Below are 22,910 nucleotides of genomic sequence, written 5' to 3' on the forward strand. Positions count from 1 at the left end.
GGCTCCCCATGAGCTATGTGATCGACCGACGCCTCAATGGCAAGAACAAGAGCACGGTAAACCGCCAGCGTTTCCTGCGGCGTTACCGTGACCACATCAAAAAGGCGGTTGAAGAGGCCGTCAGCCGCCGTTCCATCACTGACATGGAACATGGCGAACAAATCAGCATTCCCGGACGCGACATCGACGAACCCGTGCTACACCACGGCCGGGGCGGCAAGCAGACGGTGGTGCATCCCGGCAACAAGGAATTCACGACCGGTGAACACATTGCACGTCCTCAAGGGGGCGGTGGCGGCAAGGGCGCGGGCAAGGCCGGAAACTCCGGCGAGGGCATGGACGAATTCGTGTTCCAGATCACCCAGGAGGAATTTCTTGAATTCATGTTCGAGGACCTGGAGCTGCCCAACCTGGTCAAGCGCAACCTGACCGGCACCGACACCTTCAAAACCGTACGCGCCGGTATCAGCAACGAGGGCAACCCGTCCCGTATCAACATCATCCGCACCCTGCGCTCAGCTCACGCCAGACGTATCGCCCTGTCGGGCAGCAGCCGTGCAAAGCTCAAGCACGCCAAGGAGGAGTTGGCGCGTTTAAAGCGCGAAGAACCGGACAACTTCGGCGATATCCAGGAAATAGAGACAGAAATCGAGAAACTCAGCGCGCGCATTCATCGCGTGCCGTTCCTTGATACTTTCGACTTGAAATACAACCTGCTGGTCAAACAACCCAACCCCAGCTCCAAGGCCGTGATGTTCTGCCTGATGGACGTATCCGGCTCCATGACTCAGGCCACCAAGGACATCGCCAAGCGTTTCTTTATCCTGCTGTACCTGTTCTTGAAGCGGAACTACGACAAGATCGATGTGGTGTTTATCCGCCATCACACCAGCGCCCGGGAAGTGGACGAAGAAGAATTCTTCTACTCGCGGGAAACCGGCGGCACCATCGTCTCCAGCGCCCTGAAGTTGATGCAGGAAATCATGGCTGAGCGCTACCCGGCCAATGAGTGGAACATCTATGCGGCCCAGGCTTCCGACGGTGACAACTGGAACGACGACTCGCCGATCTGCCGCGATATTCTGATCAACCAGATCATGCCTTTCGTGCAGTACTACACCTACGTCGAAATTACCCCTCGTGAGCACCAGGCGCTGTGGTTCGAATACGAGCGCATCGGCGAAGCCTTTGCCGACACGTTTGCCCAGCAGCAACTGGTCTCGGCCGGCGATATCTACCCGGTCTTCCGTGAACTCTTCCAGCGCAGGTTAGTGACATGACCGCCAAAAAAGAGCATAAGCGCCAACCTATTTCCACCGGGTCCGAGTGGACCTTTGAACTGATCCAGGCCTATGACCGGGAAATCAGCCGCATCGCGGCGGGTTACGCACTGGACACCTACCCCAACCAGATCGAAGTGATCACCGCCGAACAGATGATGGATGCCTACGCCTCCGTCGGCATGCCGCTGGGCTATCACCATTGGTCCTACGGCAAACACTTTCTCAGCACCGAAAAGTCCTACACCCGCGGCCAGATGGGCCTGGCTTACGAGATCGTGATCAACTCCGACCCCTGCATCGCCTACCTGATGGAAGAAAACACCATCTGCATGCAGGCGTTGGTGGTGGCCCACGCATGCTACGGGCATAACAGCTTTTTCAAGGGCAACTACCTGTTCCGCACCTGGACCGATGCCAGTTCGATCATCGATTACCTGGTGTTCGCCAAGCAGTACATCATGCAATGCGAGGAGCGCCACGGCATTGACGCGGTAGAGGATTTGCTCGACTCCTGCCACGCCCTGATGAACTACGGCGTCGACCGTTACAAACGCCCCTATCCGATTTCGGCCGAAGAAGAACGCCTGCGCCAGCAGGAGCGTGAGGAACACCTGCAGAAGCAGATCAACGATCTGTGGCGCACCATTCCAAAGCGTGCCGGCAAGAACAGCGACAAGGACAATGCGCGCTTCCCCGCCGAACCTCAGGAAAACATCCTGTATTTCCTGGAAAAGCACGCTCCGTTGCTGGAACCCTGGCAGCGGGAAATCGTGCGCATCGTGCGCAAGATCGCCCAATACTTTTATCCACAGCGCCAGACTCAGGTGATGAATGAGGGCTGGGCGACCTTCTGGCACTACACGCTGATGAACGACCTGTATGACGAGGGCCTGGTCACCGACGGTTTCATGATGGAGTTTCTCACCTCCCACACCAGCGTGGTGTTCCAGCCCGGGTTCGATAGCCCCTACTACAACGGCATCAACCCCTACGCACTGGGCTTTGCGATGTACCGTGACATCCGTCGCATGTGCGAGCACCCCACCGACGAAGACCGTCTCTGGTTCCCGGAAATCGCCGGCAGTGACTGGCTCTCCACCATCAAGTTCGCCATGAGCAGTTTCAAGGATGAGAGCTTCATCCTGCAGTACCTGTCCCCCAAAGTCATTCGCGATTTGAAGCTGTTCAGCATCATGGACGACGACCTCAAGGAGGACCTGGTAGTCCCGGCAATCCATGACGAGCCTGGCTATCGGACTATCCGCGAGACCCTGGCGGCGCAGTACAACCTGGGCAACCGCGAGCCCAACGTGCAGATCTACAGCATCGATATGCGCGGTGATCGCTCGCTGACCTTGCGTCACCAGCAGCACGATCGCAAACCCCTGGGCGAATCCACCGAGGAAGTGCTCAAGCACCTGCACCGGCTGTGGGGCTTCGATATCCACTTGGAAACCCTGCAGGGCGACCAGGTGATGAAGACCCACCATGTCCCACCGCGCAGCGATCACAACGACAACGACTACGGCCGCCTGGACCTGGCCGTCGTGCATCTCTGAAACGGCAAAGCATCCATTGGCCAGGCACAGGCGGTATCCTGTGCCGCTAATGGAGGCTTTTTCATGAAAATCTACAAAGTCGGCGGTGCGGTGCGTGATCGCCTGCTGGGCATCAAGGTCACCGACATCGACCGCGTCGTTGTCGGCGCCACCACTGAAGAGATGCTGGCCAAAGGTTTCAAACCGGTCGGCGCTGACTTCCCCGTGTTCCTGGACCCCAGAAACGGCGATGAATACGCCCTGGCCCGCACCGAACGTAAAAGTGGCCGGGGTTACGGCGGCTTCGTATTTCACGCCAGCCCCGAAGTCACGCTGGAAGAAGACCTGATTCGTCGCGACCTGACCATCAATGCCATGGCTGAAGACGATGAGGGCAATCTGACCGACCCTTACCACGGCCAACGCGATCTGGACGCGCGTATTTTACGTCACGTATCGCCCGCTTTCGCCGAAGATCCCTTGCGAGTGCTGCGCGTTGCGCGCTTCGCCGCGCGTTATGCGCACCTCGGATTCACCGTGGCCGCGCCAACGCTTGCGCTGATGCGTCAGCTCAGCGAATCCGGCGAACTGGAGGCGCTGACCCCGGAGCGCAGCTGGAAAGAAATTTCCCGGGCACTGATGGAAGATCAGCCTCAGGTGTTCATCCAGGTGCTGCGCGACTGCAATGCGCTGAAAACCTTGATGCCGGAGGTGGATGCGCTGTTCGGCGTGCCGCAGCCCGCAGCCCATCATCCCGAGATCGACACAGGCCTGCACACATTGAGCGTGTTGGAGCAGGCGGCCTTGCACAAGCTACCGCTGACCGTACGCTGGGCCTGCCTGCTGCACGACGTGGGCAAGGGCCTGACGCCTGTGGATAAGTTGCCGCAGCATATTGCCCACGAACATCGGGGCTTGAAGCTGATCAAGACCGTCAATGAACGCTTCAAAGTGCCAAGGGATTGCCAGGAACTGGCGCTGTTGGTGGGCCAATATCACACCCACGGCCATCGAGCCCTGGAGCTGAAGGCCTCGACACTGCTGGAATTGCTGCAGAGTTTTGACGTCTACCGTCGCCCGCAACGCTTTGAGGAGTTTGTGCTCGCCTGCGAGATGGATGCGCGGGGTCGCACGGGCTTTGAACAGCGAACTTATCCACAGGCCGATTATTTGCGTGGCGCGGCGAAGGCTGCGCGCGAGGTGCAGGTAGCACCGTTGCTGGAAAAAGGCTTCAAAGGCCCCGCGCTGGGCGAAGCGCTCAAGCGTGAACGGCTTAACGCGCTCAAAGCCTACAAGCAACAACAAGGCCCATTGTAGGAGCGAGCTTGCTCGCGAAAAACCTGAGAGCGCCGCGTTATCGTTCACGTTCTTCGCGAGCAAGCTCGGCTCCTACAGAAGCACGTCTGCCGTGAGTTGCCGGCCCTGCCATTCAAACCCGACAGGCGCCAGCACCTGGTCAATCTGCGCACCGCGCCATAGGTCGGCCAAGGTCTTGCCCACCTCAGGGTGAACACGATCCGGCGCCATCATCGACAGCGGCCACAAGACAAATGCGTTCTTGAGGATCTCCGCACGCGGCAGCACCAAACCATCAAAGTTACCCACCAGATCGCCATACAGCAGCACGTCGATATCCAGCGGCAAGCCTTTGCGATCGGGCGCATAACGACCATTGTCGGCCTCGATGGATTTCAACCGGCGGTCCAGCTCCATCAACGGCAGGTCGGTGCAGCCCGACACCACCAGATTGAAGAACGGCCCGCTCTTGATACCCACCGGCTGGCTTTCGAACACCGCCGAACAGCGCATGTCCGTCAAAAAGCTCGCCAGCGCATCAAGGCCCGCACGTAAATTGAGCTCGCGCTCGATATTACTGCCAAGGCCAAGGTAAACCTGAGTCAGCGACATCCGCGCTCGATCTCCACGCCCACGCCCTTGGCGGCCGGGACGGCGCCTGGCTTGGTCAATTTGAGGTGCAGCCAGGGAATCTGGAATTCACTCATCAGCACTTGGGCAAGGCGCTCGGCGAAGGTTTCCACCAGTTGGTATTGGGACTGTTCGGCAAAGGCCTGGATACGCGCGGACACACTGGCGTAATCCAGCGCCAGGCTCAGGTCGTCACCGGCGGCGGCCGGACGGTTGTCCCAGGCAAAGCTCAGGTCCAGGCGCAGGCATTGACGGATGCCGCGCTCCCAGTCGTAGGCGCCGATCACGGTGTCGACTTCCAGGCCTTCGATAAACACTCTGTCCAAGCACTCTTCTCCGCAGCACGACAAGGGCGCGATGCCCCGTTAGAATCAGGGCGTCCTCGCCCGGAATAGTTAGCATGTTTTGGTCACTGGCGATTCTCGCCTACCTGCTCGGCTCGCTGTCCTTTGCCATTTTGCTCAGCCGCCTGACGGGAAATCCCGATCCGCGAATGAGTGGCTCAGGCAATGCCGGCGCCACCAATATGTTGCGCCTGGCCGGCAAGAAACTTGCCGTGCTGACGCTGCTGGGCGACCTCTGCAAGGGCCTGCTGCCCGTACTGATCGCCAGCCTTGCGGGCCTTACCCTGCAACAGCAGGCCTGGGTGGGCATCTGCGCCGTCCTCGGCCACCTGTTCCCCCTGTACTTCCGCTTTCGCGGCGGCAAAGGTGTCGCCACCGCGGCCGGCTTGCTGCTGGGGATCTACCCTCCGGCAGCCCTGCTGGCGGTGCTCGCCTGGCTGCTGACGTTCTACCTGACCCGCACCAGCTCCCTGGCGGCGCTGATCGCCACACCGCTCACCCTGCCGTTGCTGGCCTGGCAGGAGCCGGCGGCGCTGCTGCCGATGAGCGTGCTGACACTGCTGATCGTCTGGCGCCACCGCGGCAATCTACGCGACCTGTTTGCCGGGCGCGAACGGCATTTTTAACAGGGACCACCTTACCCCCTACAAAGGCGACAACTGCTCCATCGGCCAACGCGCCTGTACGCTGATCGCCAGGCTTTCATGCTGCCCGGCCTGCAGGCGCTGGCAGCCGGCGTAGGCGATCATCGCGCCATTGTCGGTGCAAAACTCAGGGCGCGCGTAAAACACATCGCCCTTCATTTCCCCAAGCATCTTCTCCAGCGAACTGCGCAAGGCCTTGTTGGCGCTGACGCCGCCGGCAATCACCAGACGCTTCATGCCGGCCTGCTTCAGGGCACGCTTGCACTTGATGGTCAAAGTCTCTACCACGGCCTGCTGGAACGCCAGCGCGATGTCGCAACGGGCTTGCTCGCCGTCGTCCCCGGCGCTGACGCTCTGCTGCCAGGTATTGAGCGCGGAGGTTTTAAGGCCGCTGAAGCTGAACATCAAACCAGGCCGATCACACATCGGCCGCGGGAACGTGTAACGACCGGCCACACCTTTTTCGGCGAGGCGGGCGATTTCCGGACCGCCGGGGTAATTGAGCCCCATCATCTTCGCGGTCTTGTCAAAGGCTTCGCCGGCGGCGTCGTCCAGCGACTCGCCCAACAACGTGTATTGACCGATGCCGTCGACCTGAACCAGCTGCGTATGCCCCCCCGAAACCAACAAAGCGACGAACGGGAACGCCGGCGGTGTTTTTTCCAGCATCGGGGCCAGTAAATGACCTTCCATGTGGTGCACACCGAGGGCCGGAATGCCCCAGGCAAATGCCAGCGCCTGGGCACAGGAAGCCCCAACCAGCAGGGCTCCGACCAATCCGGGACCTGCGGTATAGGCAATGGCATCGATCTCGGTCGGCACGCAGCCGGCTTCATCCAGCACCTGGCGGATCAATGGCAGCATACGTTTGACGTGATCACGGCTGGCAAGCTCCGGCACCACGCCGCCATAGGCGCGATGCAGGTCGATCTGACTGAAGAGTGCATCGGCCAGGAGCCCGCGTTCACTGTCGTAAAGTGCGACACCGGTTTCGTCGCAGGAGGTTTCAAGTCCCAGTACTAGCATGGGTTTGCGCCTTGTAGAGGCTGAATTCGAAGGCGCGCATAATAGTCGCCACTCCCCCTCCCGACTAGCGGTTTTCGATCAGAGGCTTTGCATTCCTGCCAATGAGGGGTTAACATCCGCAACCCTTAAAAACCGACGACCTCAGCCGCGAATTTTTTGCGACGAGAACGTTGATCCCGGTAATGAAAGAAGGTAGCTCTGGATGCCAGCCGTCAAAGTAAAAGAGAACGAACCCTTCGACGTAGCTCTGCGTCGTTTCAAGCGCTCCTGCGAAAAAGCCGGTGTTCTGGCTGAAGTTCGTAGCCGCGAATTTTACGAGAAGCCAACTTCTGAGCGTAAGCGTAAAGCAGCAGCCGCTGTTAAGCGTCACGCCAAGAAAGTTCAGCGCGAGCAGCGCCGCGCCGTTCGTCTGTACTAATACACAGACGTTCGTAGCAAGCTTCTGCCAAGCCCGGCCCTCAGCCGGGCTGTTGGCATTTGCGGATATCGCTTGATGCTTCATCGTCGACGCCGCACACGCGACCGAGACACCGCTTCAAACGTCAGGACTGGCTCTTTTGCCAGCGGTGCACGTCTCTTCTGACGAGCCTAACAAGGCTACTGACGAGCACACCTAATTCTTCAAGCAGGCGATCATACTGTGTCGACTGTGCCCATAGCTGAGCTTCCGAGACCGCCCGCAGGTCAAGACCGGACTCACGGGCAACTTTTATTCGTCGAACACTGATAGAAACTAACGTCAGCGAATGTTCGACAGATACACTCTCTGACATCCCATGCAGACGATAATGATCAGGCACCCAACGCGCGCTTGAACATTTCACGGGCCCTCATTTACACGCAGTGATGACGAGAACGCCATGGCCGGGCTGATTCCCCAGAGCTTTATTGACGACCTTCTGAACCGCACCGACATCGTCGATGTCGTCAGCTCACGCGTGCAACTGAAAAAAGCCGGCAAGAACTACACCGCCTGCTGCCCGTTCCATAAAGAAAAAACCCCGTCGTTCAGCGTAAGCCCGGACAAGCAGTTCTATTACTGCTTCGGTTGCGGTGCAGGCGGCAATGCCCTCGGCTTCCTGATGGACCACGACAACCTGGATTTCCCCCAGGCCGTCGAGGACCTGGCAAAAGCCGCCGGCATGGAGATCCCCCGCGAAGAAAGTGGCCGCGCGCACAAACCGCGACAGCCCACCGACTCGCCGCTGTATCCACTGCTGACCGCCGCTGCCGACTTCTATCGACAGGCACTTAAAAGCCATCCGCAGCGCAAGGCCGCCGTCGACTACCTCAAGGGCCGCGGCCTCACCGGTGAAATCGCCCGGGACTTCGGCCTCGGTTTTGCACCACCCGGCTGGGACAATCTGTACAAGCACCTGAGCAGCGATACGCTCCAGCAAAAAGCCATGATTGATGCCGGCCTGCTGGTGGAAAATGCCGAGACCGGCAAGCGCTATGACCGCTTCCGTGACCGCGTGATGTTTCCCATCCGCGACAGCCGCGGCCGCATCATCGCGTTTGGTGGCCGCGTGCTGGGGGACGACAAGCCCAAGTACCTGAACTCTCCGGAAACCCCGGTTTTCCATAAGGGCCAGGAACTCTACGGACTGTTTGAGGCACGCAAGAACAACCGCAACCTCGACGAAATCATCGTGGTTGAAGGCTATATGGACGTGATCGCCCTGGCCCAGCAAGGCCTGCGCAATGCGGTGGCAACGCTCGGTACCGCCACCAGCGAAGAACACATGAAACGCCTGTTTCGCGTGGTGCCCAGCGTGCTGTTCTGCTTCGACGGCGACCAGGCCGGCCGCAACGCCGCCTGGCGCGCACTCGAGGCTACGCTGTCGAGCCTGCAGGATGGGCGCCGCGCACGCTTTCTGTTCCTGCCCGAAGGCGAAGACCCGGACACCCTGGTGCGCTCCGAAGGCACCGACGCGTTCCGTGCCCGCATCAATCAACACGCGCAGCCGCTGGCGGACTATTTCTTCCAGCAGCTGACCGAAGAAGCCGACCCGCGCTCGCTTGAAGGCAAGGCCCATATGGCCACCCTCGCAGCGCCGCTGATCGATAAAGTCCCCGGCGCCAACCTGAAATCACTGATGCGCATGCGCTTGCTGGAAATCACCGGCTTGAGCGGCGAAGCCGTCAGCCAGCTGGTGCATAACGCACCGCAAGATGCTCCACCGGCCTACGACCCTGGCATGGATTACGACGCCATGCCGGACTATTCCGACTTCCACCAACCGCAGGAGGCGTATGCGCCCCAGCAGGAATGGACGCCGAAAAAGCCCGGCGCCGGCGGCAAGAAATGGGACAAGAAGCCCTGGAGCAAGAATGGCAAACGCGGCGACCGCGATGAGGCTCACGCCCCGCGCACTCCGGTTGCCGTGGAAGCGCCGACGCTGATTGCCTTGCGCACGCTCATCCATCACCCGCAATTGGCGGGCAAGGTTGAAAGCGCCGACCATTTCGCCAACGAAAGCAACACCTACGCCCAAGTGCTAATCGCCTTGATCGAGGCCGTGCAGAAAAATCCTAAGCTAAACTCAATCCAGCTGATGGCTCGCTGGCATGGCACGGAACAAGGCCGCCTGTTGAAGGCACTTGCGGAAAAGGAGTGGCTAATTGACGGCGATAACCTTGAACAACAGTTTTTAGACACCATTAATAGGTTATCCGCGGGTCAGCACACACAGACCCTCGATGAGCTCATTAAGAGAGCAAGACAGCCGGGATTGTCGGCTGAAGAGCAAATTCAGATAGCAAAACAGATGCGCGACCTTTTAAAACAGAACGTTTGCACATCAAACCCGACCTCAGCTGGCGTGTGAGGTCATAGCTCGGGTATAATCCTCGGCTTGTTTTTTGCCCGCCAAGACCTTCAGTGGATAGGGTGTTATGTCCGGAAAAGCGCAACAGCAGTCTCGTATCAAAGAGTTGATCACCCTTGGTCGTGAGCAGAAGTATCTGACTTACGCAGAGGTCAACGACCACCTGCCTGAGGATATTTCAGATCCTGAGCAGGTGGAAGACATCATCCGCATGATTAATGACATGGGGATCCCCGTACACGAGAGTGCTCCGGATGCGGACGCCCTTATGTTGGCCGACGCCGATACCGACGAGGCAGCCGCTGAAGAAGCCGCTGCCGCGTTGGCTGCGGTGGAGACCGACATCGGTCGCACGACTGACCCTGTGCGCATGTATATGCGTGAAATGGGTACCGTCGAGTTGCTGACACGCGAAGGCGAAATCGAAATCGCCAAGCGTATCGAAGAGGGCATCCGCGAAGTGATGGGCGCAATCGCGCACTTCCCTGGCACGGTTGACCACATTCTCTCCGAGTACACTCGCGTCACCACCGAAGGTGGCCGCCTGTCCGACGTCCTGAGCGGTTATATCGACCCGGACGACGGCATTGCGCCACCTGCCGCCGAAATACCGCCGCCGGTAGATCCAAAAGCGCCGAAAGCGGACGACGAAACCGAAGACGACGATGCTGAAGCCAGCAGCGACGAAGAAGATGAAGTCGAAAGCGGTCCAGACCCGGTCATCGCTGCCCAGCGTTTCGGTGCGGTTTCCGATCAAATGGAAATCACCCGCAAGGCGCTGAAAAAGCATGGTCGTGGCAACAAGCAGGCGATTGCCGAGCTGTTGGCCCTGGCCGAGCTGTTCATGCCGATCAAGCTGGTGCCCAAGCAATTCGAAGGCCTGGTTGAACGGGTTCGTAGCGCCCTTGAGCGTCTGCGTGCACAAGAGCGTGCGATCATGCAGCTCTGTGTCCGTGATGCGCGCATGCCGCGTACCGACTTCCTGCGCCAGTTCCCGGGCAACGAAGTTGACGAAACCTGGAGTGACGCCCTGGCCAAAGGCAAGGCGAAATACGCCGAAGCCATTGGTCGCCTGCAGCCGGACATCATCCGTTGCCAGCAGAAACTGAGCGCACTGGAGGCTGAAACAGGCCTGACGATCGCCGAGATCAAGGACATCAACCGTCGCATGTCGATCGGTGAGGCCAAGGCCCGCCGCGCGAAGAAAGAGATGGTTGAAGCCAACTTGCGTCTGGTGATCTCCATCGCCAAGAAGTACACCAACCGCGGCCTGCAATTCCTCGACCTGATTCAGGAAGGCAACATCGGCCTGATGAAGGCTGTGGACAAGTTCGAATACCGTCGTGGCTACAAGTTCTCGACTTATGCCACCTGGTGGATCCGTCAGGCGATCACTCGCTCGATCGCCGACCAGGCCCGCACCATCCGTATTCCGGTGCACATGATCGAGACCATCAACAAGCTCAACCGTATTTCCCGGCAGATGTTGCAGGAAATGGGTCGCGAACCGACTCCGGAAGAGCTGGGCGAACGCATGGAAATGCCTGAGGATAAAATCCGCAAGGTATTGAAGATCGCTAAAGAGCCGATCTCCATGGAAACGCCGATTGGTGATGACGAAGACTCCCATCTGGGTGACTTCATCGAAGACTCGACCATGCAGTCGCCCATCGATGTCGCCACTGTTGAAAGCTTGAAAGAAGCGACTCGCGACGTACTCTCCGGCCTCACTGCCCGTGAAGCCAAGGTACTGCGCATGCGTTTCGGCATCGACATGAATACCGACCACACCCTTGAGGAAGTCGGTAAGCAGTTCGACGTGACCCGTGAACGGATCCGTCAGATCGAAGCCAAGGCGCTGCGCAAGTTGCGTCACCCGACGCGAAGCGAGCATCTGCGCTCCTTCCTCGACGAGTGATACCAGAACCCCCGGCCCAGGCCGGGGGTTTTGCTTTTCTGCCATTTCTTTCCACAGATTAACTGCCCCGCAACGCCCCGCCCGCGCAATGCCCGTCTACACTCGAGACATTCCCCGTGCCATAACGAGACCGTTATGCCCAGATTGCCGACCGTGATACTGCTGTCGCTGCTGACCTGGACCGCAACGGCTGGCGCGATGACTCTCACTGATGATGAGCGTAGCTGGCTGACGGACCATCAGGAGCTGCGCCTTGGGGTGGATGCGTCCTGGCCACCTTTTGAATACCGCGATGAAGATGGCCGCTACCAGGGCCTGGCCGCCGATTACGTACGCCTGATCCAGGATCGCCTGGGCATCAGGGTCAAGCTGATCGAGCCCGCGAACTGGACCGCCTTGCTCGAACAAGCGCGCAACAATCAGCTCGACCTGCTACCCGGTATCATGTCCACGCCGGAACGCCAGAGTTTCCTGGCCTTCACGCGCCCCTATCTCGACTTCCCCATCGTAATACTGGCCCATGAAGGCGGTGCGAAACCACGCAACCTCAAGGATTTGTACGGACTGAAAATCGCCGTGGTGGAAAACTACGCACCCCATGAACTACTGCGTACCCACCACCCGGATCTCAATCTCGTCGCGATGCCTAACGTCAGCTCCACCCTGCAGGCCCTGGCCACCGATGACGTGGATGCGGTAGTCAGTGACCTGGCGTCCAGTGTCTGGAGCCTGCGCCAGCTGAAACTCGACGGTTTGTACGTCAGCGGCGAAACGCCCTATCGCTATCAGTTGGCAATGGGCGTGCCACGGGATGAGAAAATACTCGTGGGTATCCTCGACAAGGTGCTCGCCGATCTCAGCCCGGCCGAAACCGATGCGATCCAGCAGCATTGGGTGGGTAGCTTCAGCGATCACCGCACGTTCTGGATGGATTTGTTGTTGTACGGCCTACCTGCGGTGTTGCTGCTGAGCACCGTGCTGGTCATTGTGATTCGAACCAATCGCCGGCTCAGCTCGGAAATTTCCCGCCGAGTGGCGCTTGAGCAAGAACTGCGCAGCAGCGAATACCACTACCGCGGCCTGGTCGAAAGTCTGTCCGCCATCGCCTGGGAAGCCAGCATCAGCGATTTCACCTACAGCTACGTGTCGCCCCATGCCGAGGAACTGCTTGGCTACCCCCGTGCCCATTGGCTGATCCCCGGCTTCTGGCGCAACATCATTCACCCTGCCGACCTGACACACGCCGAAACCTATTGCTACCGTGAAACCCGCGCCAACCGTGATCACAGCATCGACTATCGCGTGATCACCGCCGATGGCCGTTGCCTGTGGGTACGCGATATTGTCAGCCTGATCCAATACGGCCGCGAACCGGTGCTGCGCGGCTTGATGATCGACATCAGCGAGGCCAAGCGCACGGAAGAGGCACTGCAGCTGTCCGAACAGAAGTTTGCCAAGGCATTTCATGCCTCCCCCGATGGCTTGTTGCTGAGCCGTCAAAGCGATGGCCTGCTGATAGAAGTAAACGAAGGCTTCAGCCACCTGACCGGTTACACCAGCGCCACCTCGCTCGATCAATCAGCCCTGGACCTCGGCATTTGGGTCGACCTCAATGAACACAAGCACATGCTGGAATTGCTGCAGCGCGACGGCTTTGTGCGCGATTTCATCTGCCATATTCGCCACGTCGATGGCCGGATTCGCCTCTGCGAACTGTCCAGCCGCCCGCTGCCCATCGGCGAAGAGGACTGCATGCTGACCATCGCCCGCGACATCACCGAACGCCAGCAAATGCAGGAAAAACTGCAACAGGCCGCCACCGTGTTCGAGAGCACCGCCGAAGGCGTCTTGATCACCGACACGCGGCAGAACATCAGCGCCGTCAATCGCGCGTTCAGCGAAATCACGGGCTACAGCGAAGCCGAAGCGCTTGGCCACACCCCGCGCCTGCTCGCGTCCGGCCTGCACGACAGCGCCTTCTATGCCGCGATGTGGCACCAGTTGACGACCCAGGGACACTGGCAGGGCGAAATTTCCAACCGCCGCAAGAACGGAGAGCTCTACCCAAGCTGGCTCACCATCAGCGCGGTGCGCAATAGCGACCAGGTGGTCACCCACTTCGTCGCGGTATTTGCCGACATCTCCAGCCTCAAGCTCGCCCAGGCGCGCCTCGACTATCAGGCCCATCACGACCCGTTAACCGGCCTGCCCAACCGCACGCTGTTTGAAAGCCGCCTGCAAGCCGCCCTCAATGGCCAGCAGGAAAGCGGGAATCAAGGCGCTGTGTTGTTTCTCGACCTGGACCGCTTCAAACACATCAACGACAGCCTCGGCCACCCGGTCGGTGACCTGCTGCTCAAGGACATTGCCGTACGCCTCAAGGAACAACTGCGCGATATCGACACCGTCGCCCGCCTGGGCGGCGATGAATTCATCATCCTGCTGCCCGGACTGCAACAGGCCAGCGACGCGCAATACCTGGCGAACAAACTGCTGAACTGCTTCACGCCGCCCTTCCAGGCCGGCGAGCATGAGTTCTTTATCAGCGCGAGTATCGGCACCAGCCTGTATCCGCAGGACGGCACCGATGTCGCCACCCTGGTCAAAAACGCCGACGCCGCGATGTACCGCTCCAAAGCCAAGGGCCGCAACCGCGTTGAATGCTACACCCGCGACCTGACGGCCCAGGCCAATGAACGCGTGGCACTGGAGCACGAGCTGCGCCGCGCCATCGAACGTAAAGAACTGAGCCTGTATTACCAACCCAAACGCAGCCTTATCACTCATGAACTGATCGGCGCCGAAGCGCTGATTCGCTGGCACCACCCGACCTTTGGCGACGTACCGCCCGAACACTTCATCGCCCTGGCCGAAGAGAACGGCACGATCCTGCAAATCGGCGATTGGGTACTGGAACAAGCGTGTCGACAGCTGCATGCCTGGCAAGGCGCTTTCGAGGATTTCGGGCCATTGTCCGTCAACCTCGCCGGCGCGCAGCTGCGCCACCCCAACCTGCTGTCGCGCATCGAACAGCTGCTGCGCGATTACTACCTGGAACCCGGCTGCCTGCAACTGGAGATCACCGAAAACTTCATCATGAGCCAGGCGGAAGAAGCACTCGCGGTGCTGCACCAGCTCAAAAGACTCGGCGTACAACTGGCAATCGATGATTTCGGTACCGGCTATTCGTCCCTCAGCTACCTCAAGCGCCTGCCGCTGGACTTCCTCAAGATCGACCAATCCTTCGTCCGCGGCCTGCCCGACGACCCCCACGACGCCGCCATCGTGCGCGCCATCATCGCCCTCGGCCACAGCATGCAATTCACCATCATCGCCGAAGGCGTGGAGAACCCCGCACAGCAAGCATTCCTCGCCGCAGAAGGCTGTGAACAGATGCAAGGCTACATCGTCAGCCTGCCCCTGCCACCAGAGCTATTTGCCGAAACCTTCCTTCGTACACGGATGAGGGATTTTACGGATGGCACAGCGAGGAAACCGTCGCTATAATCCGCGTCCAGTTACAAGGGCCTATAGCTCAGTTGGTCAGAGCAGAGGACTCATAATCCTTTGGTCCACGGTTCTTATGTGGTATGGATCACAGTGTGGTATTTGAACTGTGGATTTGATAGCTTCACGCGGCAAATTCGGGCCTCTAGCTCATGTTGGTTAGAGCAGCGGACTTAACGGCTCAGAACCTCCCCCCTTCGCAGGGCACGGTGATGAGCAAATGGGTTGCCCTGGGATAAGTTGACTCTGTCCCTTGGTAGAATCGCTCAAATTCGGGGAAGCCTCTGCGTCAGCGTGGTAATCCCGAGCCAAGCCTTGAGATTTCAAGGAAGGTGTAGAGACTGTACGGGCGAGCCGAAAGGTAAGAGACAGTCCAGACCACGAACTCGAAAGAGGCAGTGAAAACTGAAGTGGTACGCATAATCCGTTGGTGCCCGGTTCGACTCCGGGGGGGCCCACCAATTCAAAAGCCGCATTCCTTGAGTGCGGCTTTTCATTCAAAAATTCCCTTTCTATCCCACGCTCCCTAGGCTAGTGCTCGCTCATCTATGAGCGACACCATTAGGGCTGCGGACAGTTCGCCTCAGTCGCGTCCGTGGCTGTTTTGGAGCGAACTCTTATCTAGTTGAGGTTTTTTCCCTCGACTGCCTCCAGGCTCCCGGTTGTCGTCTCTACTCGGCTAAGCCACATTTCGCCAAGCGCTTGCGGATAGCGGATAGCGGATAGCGGATAGCGGATAGCGGGCGATTTGAGGCTCTCAAACCGCGATGTTTGCCAAAGCAACCAGATGATCTTGCAGGGTGTAAATGTCTTAGGCACGCGATCCTCCCACTGCAGAGAAGGGTATGCGCGACGCGAGCTCTCTCATGGGATAGATACCTCATCGCCGATACACTTCTCACAATCCTTCACCTGCCTGGGGTGCCCACGCTCAGGGATGTCCGAACCCATATAAATACCAGAAATTTTTTCTCCGCCAATAGCAAGCGAAACTAAGTCCTATCAAAGCGACCCCTAATCTAACAAGAATGATCACTGAGAACCGACTGCAGAGAATAAGACACACCTGCAACTTATTGGAAGGCTCAAGACTTTGGCTCTGCGCATGAACCTCTATCATCCTGCAGCGAGACCGATTTCGTATCTGAAAGCTGAATTAGTTGCGAGCAAAGAAAAAGCCGAATGTGAACTATCCTGCACATCCAGATGCTATGAGGACTACAGCCCGGCGAGCTCTGGAATCTATGAGCCCCTTTCAATATGAGCGCAAGGTCAAGTTGCAATATACGATATAATCGATCGTACATAAGATAACCACCTGATTTATAACGGCTTTTAATTTTCACACCACTGATAATAATGAGCGAATTTCACTTGTGATAAATAGTCCTTGAAACTAATTGACCCATGACTTAGCTTCAATAGAAATTATTGATGTCTGGAACGGTGGAAATGAAAAACTTCATTTTGGTCGAAGCTTCTATGACGAGCGAGGAAAACTATCTTCTGCTCCAGCTCGACCCATACTTGCCGGATGAGTGCAGGGAATTCAAACCGTTTTCTCATTACAGCCTATGGCTAGCACGAAGGGGTTACGCTCCGAACACTGTGAAGCTATACGCAGAGCACGTTGGCCGGTTTATTGATTATGTGTACGAAGCAGCACACACCCAATTCCCGGTTGATGTCGAGCTCACGACTGAGGCCATCATTTACAGCTACCAGGCTTACCTGCTATTCGGCAAAGGAGCCTCAAACCCCATTGCCAGCACGCTGGCTGAGAGCCTTAGAAAAGAGAAACTCACCAGCCATAACTCCCTCGCACAGACTATCGAATCATCGATCTACTGGTTCCTCAAAGTGTTAGAGGCCAAGAACAGCATTGCTCCCGACCAATTATTCAGCCCGTTCTATCTCAATCGTGCCGAATACCGAAGCCAATCGGAAGTCTCTGCCCACAAGGCCAAATCTTGGCTGGCTGCAGTCATCAGTGACTCACTCAAATCCGTCCTGCCAAAGGAAAAAAAAGGCCGACTATTTCCGCAGGCGAAGCGCAGGGACAGAAAGAACGACAAACAGGGATTCAAGACTATCGCCTACCCCATCGAGCGATCCGTTGACTTGGTTAGGCAGGCGAAGCCAAGGAGGTCAAAAACTTTTTATCGGGACATGACTTTCTACGCCCTGCTCGCTGCGACCGGTGCTCGTACCAGCGAGACGCTCCAAATCAGAATGCCCGACATCGATGCTGATACGTTTGCAGTCTTCCTTCGAGACCCATTTGCCAGGAAGACCCCCGGCATTACTGAAAGCGAATATAAGCTTCTCTCATGGAAAGGCCGTGACACGGAGCTGACTTACATGATTGAACCATTCGCCAAGATATTTTGGGAAAGTTTGGAAAAGTATTTGGCTCTGGAATACAACTCTAGCGTAGACCATGATTTTGTGTTTCAGAATTCTGACGCCAGGCCTTTTTTCGCTAGCGATAGAAGCAGCCGCGACAAAACCTTCAAGAAATACGCCCAGAAAGCAGGTTTGATGGACGTGTCTGGTATCAGTCCCCATTCACTTAGGCATATGTACGGAACGTACTGAATCGCCCCGGGTTTTCTAGACACTCTCAAGGCTCGCTGCGTAACGCTTTTCAAACTCTACCGGTGACAGCTGATTGTTGAAACTGTGGCGTCGTTTTGGGTTGTAAAACATCTCGATGTAATCGAACACATCATCTCGAGCATCCTGGCGTGTAGTGTAGATTTTACGCTTGATCCGTTCCCGCTTCAGCAACTGGAAAAAGCTCTCCGCCACAGCGTTGTCGTGGCAATTACCTCGACGACTCATGCTGGCTACCAGGTTGTTAGCTTTCAAGAAGCTTCGCCAGTCTGAGCTGCTGTACTGACTGCCTTGATCCGAGTGGATCATCACCTCTTGCTTCGGCTTACGTCTCCAAACCGCCATCAGCAGTGCATCAATGGCTACGTCGCTGGTCATCTGCGACTTCATTGACCAACCAATGATCTGGCGTGAAAACAGATCGAGCACCACGGCCAAATACAGCCAGCCTTCATATGTTCGGATGTAGGTAATGTCTGTGACCCAAACTTTGTTGGGTTCTCTGACATCGAATTGGCGCTTCAGTAAGTTCGGTGAGGCAACGGCTGGCTTACCGCCGTATTTTCCAGGCCTCCGTCGATACCCAGTCTGAGAACGTAAACCTTCAAGGCGCATCAACCTAGCCACCCGGTGACGGCCACAGCTCTCACCAACCTCTCGCAGGTCATCATGGATCTTTCGATAGCCATAAACGCCACCGCTTTCCAGCCAGGAGTGTTTGATCAATCCAAGCAGTCGCTGATCGTCCTTGGCTCGCGCAGATTTTGGTTCTGATAGCCACGCGTAGTAGCCGCTGGGATGAACCTTGAGCGTCAGGCAAAGCCGTCGAATCGCGTAATGACCCGCTTGCTGCTTAATAAAGGCGTACTTCAGCCGCACTCCTTGGCAAAGTACGCGGCGGCCTTTTTTAAGATGTCTCGCTCCTCCGTCACCCGTTTCAGCTCGGCACGTAGACGACGAACCTCAGCGCTCTGATCATCCTCCTCAACGCGCTGTTCCTGAGGCTTGGTGTAGCGCTTAACCCAGGCATAGAGGCTGTGCACAGACACACCCAATCGTGCAGCCACCTCCGAGACAGGAAGCTGCTTTTCGGTCACTTGCTTGACCGCCTGGATTTTGAATTCTTCGGGATAACGCTGGTTGCTCATGGCACCTCCTAATGGGCCTCATTTTAAGGCTTGGAGGTGTCTACGAAACTAGGGGCGATTCAGATCTACGAAGAGAAAGCATCGGAAGAAGCAGTTCTTGCCTACAAAAAGATTCTACGAAGCCTGACCCTTGGAATGCTTGAGTGGCCATCCAAGTACCAGTCTCTTCTGCCGCCGCCGGCGGATGAATCTGGGTATGCAGACTACCAGGTACACCAAGAAGCTCTCCGCCAGGCTGACCTTTTTAGCGAAAGGGCTGGTGAGCACCCTAATGAGGATGAGCGCCTGCAGCTGAGCATCTTGAGGTTCCTGAGATTCCAAAGCGAATTCGTCACCAAAGACTACGTGCCAACCGCAGAAATAGTCGGCCACCTAAAAGATAGCGGCTTCGGAGATATCAACGACCAGAGGATCCGCTCCAGCGGCATCGCCAAGCTTCGCGATTCGGACGTGATTATCACAAGCGCGGCCAAAGGCTACAAAATTCCTCAGACACGGGCTGACATCAACGAGTTTCTGGAAAGGGCGTCAGGCATAGTCGTCCCTCTGCTGGAACGTGTCAAAAAGGCTCGAGAGGTGTATCGGCTGAGTAGTCGAGGAGAATATGACATCGTGACTGCAGCCAACCTGACTGAGCTTGCCAAGCTGCTCACTGCGCTCGAGGCGTTTGCAGATGACTGAACTCAGTCATGGCAACGAACCTCAGCAGGCTGCATTGATCCAGGATGAAATCCTAGAGATCTTGAAAGAGGCCAAGGTGCTCGCGCGTAGATTCTATCGCCTGACCGGCAAGCCGCTGGGCGTGACAGGCGAGATCGCAGAGTACGAAGCTGCCACTAGACTCGGCCTGTTACTACATCCTGCAAGGCAGGCAGGTTACGACGCTACAGAGACGCTGGAAGTTGGCGTCGCGAGAATCCAGATCAAGGGGCGCTGTATCCTGAACCCGCAAAAGATTACGGGCCGTATGGGTGCAATTGATCTACGACAACCCTTTGATACTGTGCTCTTGGTACTGCTTGATTCTGAGTTCAACGCATTTGCAATGTACGAAGCAAGTCGTGCCAAGGTAGAGGCAGCGCTGACCGTGCCTGGGTCGAAAGCCAGAAATGAACGTGGTGCGTTGGCTATTAGGCAATTCATGTCGATAGCTACGTTGCGCTGGGCTTGTCATGAGCCTAGCGACTAAGAGTATTAACCGCCGTCTGGACGCCGAGCGCTGTGGATATGCCCCGTGTGACGAGCCAGGCTAATGTCCCTAATACGGCACATTAACCACCATTTTTAGGCTTAATGACCCTATTTGGGTACATTACGCTGAGCAAAGGAATGCGGACAATGATGGCTATAGCCCCCTACCTCACCCAGACTATCTTCTGATTTGGAAGCAAGCCCCTAATGGTTCCTGGCATAGCTTCTAAATATCCGCGCAGTAATACTGCACCATAAAGATTCAACCGTAGGTGCATTTATAGTTTTACTAAAAAAAAGCGGCGATGTAGTTCCAGGCGCAGAAAAAATAATAATCGATGTGATTCGCTACAAAGTTAGGTGCCGCAAGCGATAGGAAGTAGTGAACAATGGCTGCGTATAAACAGAAACACACAGTCCAAGCGAGCCAGTAAACGGTGCGTCCGGACGATATAGGTTTTTCAACCAAGCGCTTCCAGTCGTCGGCAGACATGAAGTTGTAGATCTTCTTCCGCCATCCTTCTCTACTGCTGTCAGCAAGACTGTTAAACCTCAAGGTTGATAGAGTGTTGATAACTATGCTCAATATGAGAAGTGCAGAGACACCGAGATACAGAATCGTGGTAGCTGTATCGGCCACGCCTGTAGTCGCTATCGGAGTCTTGATAGCTAAAACAACACCCGCCACCGCGAAATCACGCCAGAGCGCTGATATTAAATCCCTTGTCGCAGTTTGTGTCTTATTAACCTCGTCCTGCAAACCCTTGCGCAGATCTCCCAGGCTTTTGACAGCCTCCTTGCTCTGATCCTGGAGATGAAAGGCGAACGCTTCCTTGGCCCCCGAGAGGCTATTTTTTAAGAGTGGCGTTGAGCCAGAGGGCCACGTCGTCCCACTGTTCCAGTTGATAGCAATGTGGTTGTTGAAAAGTTGGAATTTCGTTTCACACTCCCTAGGGGTGGAGTAGATCCACTGGCAGGTGTCGTGGAGTGTTTCAAAATTGATATCAGCCCAGTTAATAGGCTGGTCTATAGCTATGGGGAGTGAGCGCCCGCCTCGAAATATTACATGAGTCTCATCATCTTCCTTGCGAATCTCGGCTGGCAAGCAAAAGGAAAGCTTTTCCACCGCCACGCGTTTCCAGGCTGTAAAAGGTTCGCTTTCAGCAATTGGCTCAACAGTCAGCAGCCATGGCTCAAGCGACGGAGGGGTAAGGGAGCGGGTAAGATCCCGTACCATTTTCCAAGGTTTTTCAGGATGTTGAGTGGCAGTCGGTAAATTTTTATCTCCACCCATTTCTTTCACTAGAAACTGATGAGTGGAAAATTCAAAGGTTTCACCTGCAACCCACACGCACATTTTTTTCTGTGAGTTCTGTGCTGAAAATTGGTTTGTCCTCAACCAGTTTTCGAAACCTTTTAAAGTTAGGAAATAACACCAGCCATCATCCGTTGGCTTTTCCAAGATGACTGTTAGCCTGTCATCTTCCACATCCTCCAAATCGAAATCCTTGATCTCGATGCTGTCGGAAACTTCTCCAAAAAGCTCTATCTTTCCGATGCCCATAGAACAAACACGCAGGGCAAGATCTTTCAATTCTCGAACAAACCCGGAAGATGTAACGCTCACTTCATCAATTCGAAAAATATGCGTAGTTTCAATCTGCGCAGAACCACCCGACGCCGTAAGTCGCTCAAAGAAGTTGCGAAGTTCTAGCGCTAGCTGTTTCATGATTCACGCAAGCGACTTGTACGAATAGTAATAACAGTTTCATCCTTTCCATTTTCAATAGTTAAGCTTCCCTTTGCCCGCGCAGGCATATTGATGGTTATGCCTTCGCTTGTTACGTATTTCTTTGCCTCATTGGTAGGTAGCTCTTCCTCATCATAGGAGAACACCTCACCAGTCAAATTTAGGCTTTCCAATTCCTTGTCGAAGGTCGCCCGGATTTCATCTTGGCCGTTGATGCCAAAAAAATCTGTGAAGAATTCGTCGACTTCAAAGTCTTTACGCTTTTTCGCAATCTCAACGACTTTCTCAGCGACCTTCGATGTGATAGCAGGCGGCAGATCACCCAGGTGTGTCCTTACAGTTTTTTTGATTGCCTTAACCAAATCTACCGTCATTTCCTTTGAGTTCCGGAGGCGCTCTACTCCCAGGAATTCTTTGAAGAAATCACTGATTCCTGAGCGGCTCATTTTATCAATGATCACTACTTCTGAGTCCTTGGAATCCAAATCGATAAGAGCTGATTTCTGCAGCGCTTTTGGTGATTCAGTAAAGTTGTTAGTAACCGCCTGAAGTATTGCCTGGGCGCCCTTAGTTTCAAATGTAACAACTTTTTCAGAGTCGTACTTGTTTAAGGAATAAAACTTCTTAGCCCCTGTAATTAAACCAATTACAATCAACACGCCTGACTTCATCCGTTTATCACCAAGGCGATGAAATTGCCGCGCCAAGCTCTTGGAGATATCGACAAAATTCGACTCGCCCTTTTCCCAACTATTCAATTTGGCCTTTACTTGAGATATTTCAGCGAAAGAGAATTTATTGCCCTTGAGGGTTTCTTTGATGCGGTCAATGAAGAACGGCTCGAAGGTGCTTAAGGGGGTGTCGTCAAAAAGGATCGGATCATCGGCTCGATGATGCACCACGTGAAAAATGAAATTCTCGATTTTCAGGGCTTCGATTTCTTTATCCGTAAGAGTGGCCAAGTTAAATCCTCATCCTTGCTGGTGGCGACATGACATTAAGCATTGATGTAAGCACCTTTTCAGCGTTATGCCTAGCGTCCCCCACAGGGCATAGCATGCGAATTACTGTATGAATATACACCTAGAGAAAGCGGTTGGCTGCTGTTTGCCCCACCCAGGATCACTTGTCCGATGGAAGGCTCACGGGTAGGCGTGTTTAAGCAGGCATGAACGCTGAACACTGGGT

The 22,910-nt window shown here is 56.0% G+C and carries 17 protein-coding genes; 11 read left to right on the forward strand and 6 right to left on the reverse strand.

Annotated features, from left to right (window positions below):
* Positions 1-8: 8 nt before the first annotated feature.
* From BOP93_RS24460 to BOP93_RS24470, 3 genes are all read left to right on the forward strand, one after another.
* Positions 9-1,280: a YeaH/YhbH family protein gene (locus BOP93_RS24460; protein ID WP_104504911.1), complete on the forward strand. Its 1,272-nt coding sequence runs from the start codon at positions 9-11 to the stop codon at positions 1,278-1,280.
* Complete coding sequence (locus tag BOP93_RS24465; RefSeq protein ID WP_104504912.1) at positions 1,277-2,842, forward strand: SpoVR family protein; 1,566 nt, start codon at positions 1,277-1,279, stop codon at positions 2,840-2,842. The genes BOP93_RS24460 and BOP93_RS24465 overlap by 4 nt, the downstream gene beginning before the upstream one ends.
* Positions 2,843-2,905: 63 nt before the next feature.
* Positions 2,906-4,138 (forward strand): multifunctional CCA addition/repair protein, encoded by a 1,233-nt coding sequence (locus BOP93_RS24470; protein ID WP_104504913.1) that lies wholly within the window; start codon positions 2,906-2,908, stop codon positions 4,136-4,138.
* Between the two features lie 72 nt (positions 4,139-4,210).
* Here BOP93_RS24470 and folK read toward each other — a convergent pair whose 3' ends face one another.
* Together folK and folB are read right to left on the reverse strand one after the other, a co-directional pair.
* On the reverse strand, positions 4,211-4,729 hold the full coding sequence (gene folK / locus BOP93_RS24475; protein ID WP_104504914.1) for a 2-amino-4-hydroxy-6-hydroxymethyldihydropteridine diphosphokinase: 519 nt from the start codon (positions 4,727-4,729) through the stop codon (positions 4,211-4,213).
* Positions 4,720-5,073 (reverse strand): dihydroneopterin aldolase, encoded by a 354-nt coding sequence (gene folB / locus BOP93_RS24480; RefSeq protein WP_065894165.1) that lies wholly within the window; start codon positions 5,071-5,073, stop codon positions 4,720-4,722. The genes folK and folB overlap by 10 nt, the downstream gene beginning before the upstream one ends.
* Positions 5,074-5,147: 74 nt before the next feature.
* Between folB and plsY the strand changes: the two genes are divergently transcribed.
* Positions 5,148-5,717 carry a glycerol-3-phosphate 1-O-acyltransferase PlsY gene (plsY, locus tag BOP93_RS24485; protein WP_104504915.1) on the forward strand — a complete coding sequence of 190 codons (570 nt, stop codon included), beginning with the start codon at positions 5,148-5,150 and terminating at the stop codon, positions 5,715-5,717.
* 18 nt (positions 5,718-5,735) lie between these two features.
* Here plsY and tsaD read toward each other — a convergent pair whose 3' ends face one another.
* Positions 5,736-6,761, reverse strand: coding sequence for a tRNA (adenosine(37)-N6)-threonylcarbamoyltransferase complex transferase subunit TsaD (tsaD, locus tag BOP93_RS24490; protein WP_065885497.1), 1,026 nt, complete (start codon positions 6,759-6,761; stop codon positions 5,736-5,738).
* Between the two features lie 202 nt (positions 6,762-6,963).
* On the opposite strand from tsaD, the gene rpsU reads away from it, so the two are divergent.
* The 5 genes from rpsU to BOP93_RS24515 all read left to right on the forward strand — a co-directional run bounded on the left by rpsU (position 6,964) and on the right by BOP93_RS24515 (position 17,615).
* The gene (gene rpsU, locus BOP93_RS24495) at positions 6,964-7,179 is read left to right on the forward strand and encodes a 30S ribosomal protein S21 (RefSeq protein WP_002551877.1); all 216 of its coding nucleotides are present in this window, start codon (positions 6,964-6,966) and stop codon (positions 7,177-7,179) included.
* Positions 7,180-7,621: 442 nt separating this feature from the next.
* Positions 7,622-9,592 carry a DNA primase gene (dnaG, locus tag BOP93_RS24500; RefSeq protein WP_104504916.1) on the forward strand — a complete coding sequence of 657 codons (1,971 nt, stop codon included), beginning with the start codon at positions 7,622-7,624 and terminating at the stop codon, positions 9,590-9,592.
* A 67-nt stretch (positions 9,593-9,659) separates the two neighbouring features.
* A complete protein-coding gene (rpoD, locus tag BOP93_RS24505) occupies positions 9,660-11,510 on the forward strand; it encodes an RNA polymerase sigma factor RpoD (RefSeq protein ID WP_104504917.1) in 1,851 nt (616 codons plus the stop codon).
* Positions 11,511-11,645: 135 nt separating this feature from the next.
* Positions 11,646-15,017, forward strand: a complete 3,372-nt coding sequence (locus tag BOP93_RS24510) for a bifunctional diguanylate cyclase/phosphodiesterase (RefSeq protein ID WP_104504918.1) — start codon at positions 11,646-11,648, stop codon at positions 15,015-15,017.
* Positions 15,018-16,469: 1,452 nt separating this feature from the next.
* Complete coding sequence (locus BOP93_RS24515; protein ID WP_237140380.1) at positions 16,470-17,615, forward strand: site-specific integrase; 1,146 nt, start codon at positions 16,470-16,472, stop codon at positions 17,613-17,615.
* Positions 17,616-17,630: 15 nt separating this feature from the next.
* Here the strand turns inward: BOP93_RS24515 and BOP93_RS24520 are convergent.
* Positions 17,631-18,781, reverse strand: a protein-coding gene (locus BOP93_RS24520) for an IS3 family transposase (RefSeq protein ID WP_104502081.1) whose coding sequence is annotated in 2 segments (ribosomal slippage) — positions 17,631-18,547 and positions 18,547-18,781 — 1,152 coding nt in all. Because the reading frame shifts where the segments join, the coding sequence is not laid out codon by codon here.
* Between the two features lie 36 nt (positions 18,782-18,817).
* On the opposite strand from BOP93_RS24520, the gene BOP93_RS24525 reads away from it, so the two are divergent.
* The gene (locus BOP93_RS24525; protein WP_237140381.1) at positions 18,818-19,462 is read left to right on the forward strand and encodes a hypothetical protein; all 645 of its coding nucleotides are present in this window, start codon (positions 18,818-18,820) and stop codon (positions 19,460-19,462) included.
* Complete coding sequence (locus tag BOP93_RS24530) at positions 19,455-19,970, forward strand: hypothetical protein (RefSeq protein WP_104504919.1); 516 nt, start codon at positions 19,455-19,457, stop codon at positions 19,968-19,970. The genes BOP93_RS24525 and BOP93_RS24530 overlap by 8 nt, the downstream gene beginning before the upstream one ends.
* Before the next feature lie 291 nt (positions 19,971-20,261).
* On the opposite strand, the gene BOP93_RS24535 is transcribed toward BOP93_RS24530, so the two are convergent.
* The gene (locus BOP93_RS24535; RefSeq protein WP_104504920.1) at positions 20,262-21,701 is read right to left on the reverse strand and encodes a hypothetical protein; all 1,440 of its coding nucleotides are present in this window, start codon (positions 21,699-21,701) and stop codon (positions 20,262-20,264) included.
* A complete protein-coding gene (locus BOP93_RS24540; protein ID WP_104504921.1) occupies positions 21,698-22,684 on the reverse strand; it encodes a nucleoid-associated protein in 987 nt (328 codons plus the stop codon). Before BOP93_RS24540 ends, BOP93_RS24535 begins: the two co-directional genes overlap by 4 nt.
* Between the last annotated feature and the right edge of the window lie 226 nt (positions 22,685-22,910).

Source organism: Pseudomonas orientalis (genome assembly GCF_002934065.1).
GTDB classification, from domain to species: domain Bacteria; phylum Pseudomonadota; class Gammaproteobacteria; order Pseudomonadales; family Pseudomonadaceae; genus Aquipseudomonas; species Aquipseudomonas orientalis_A.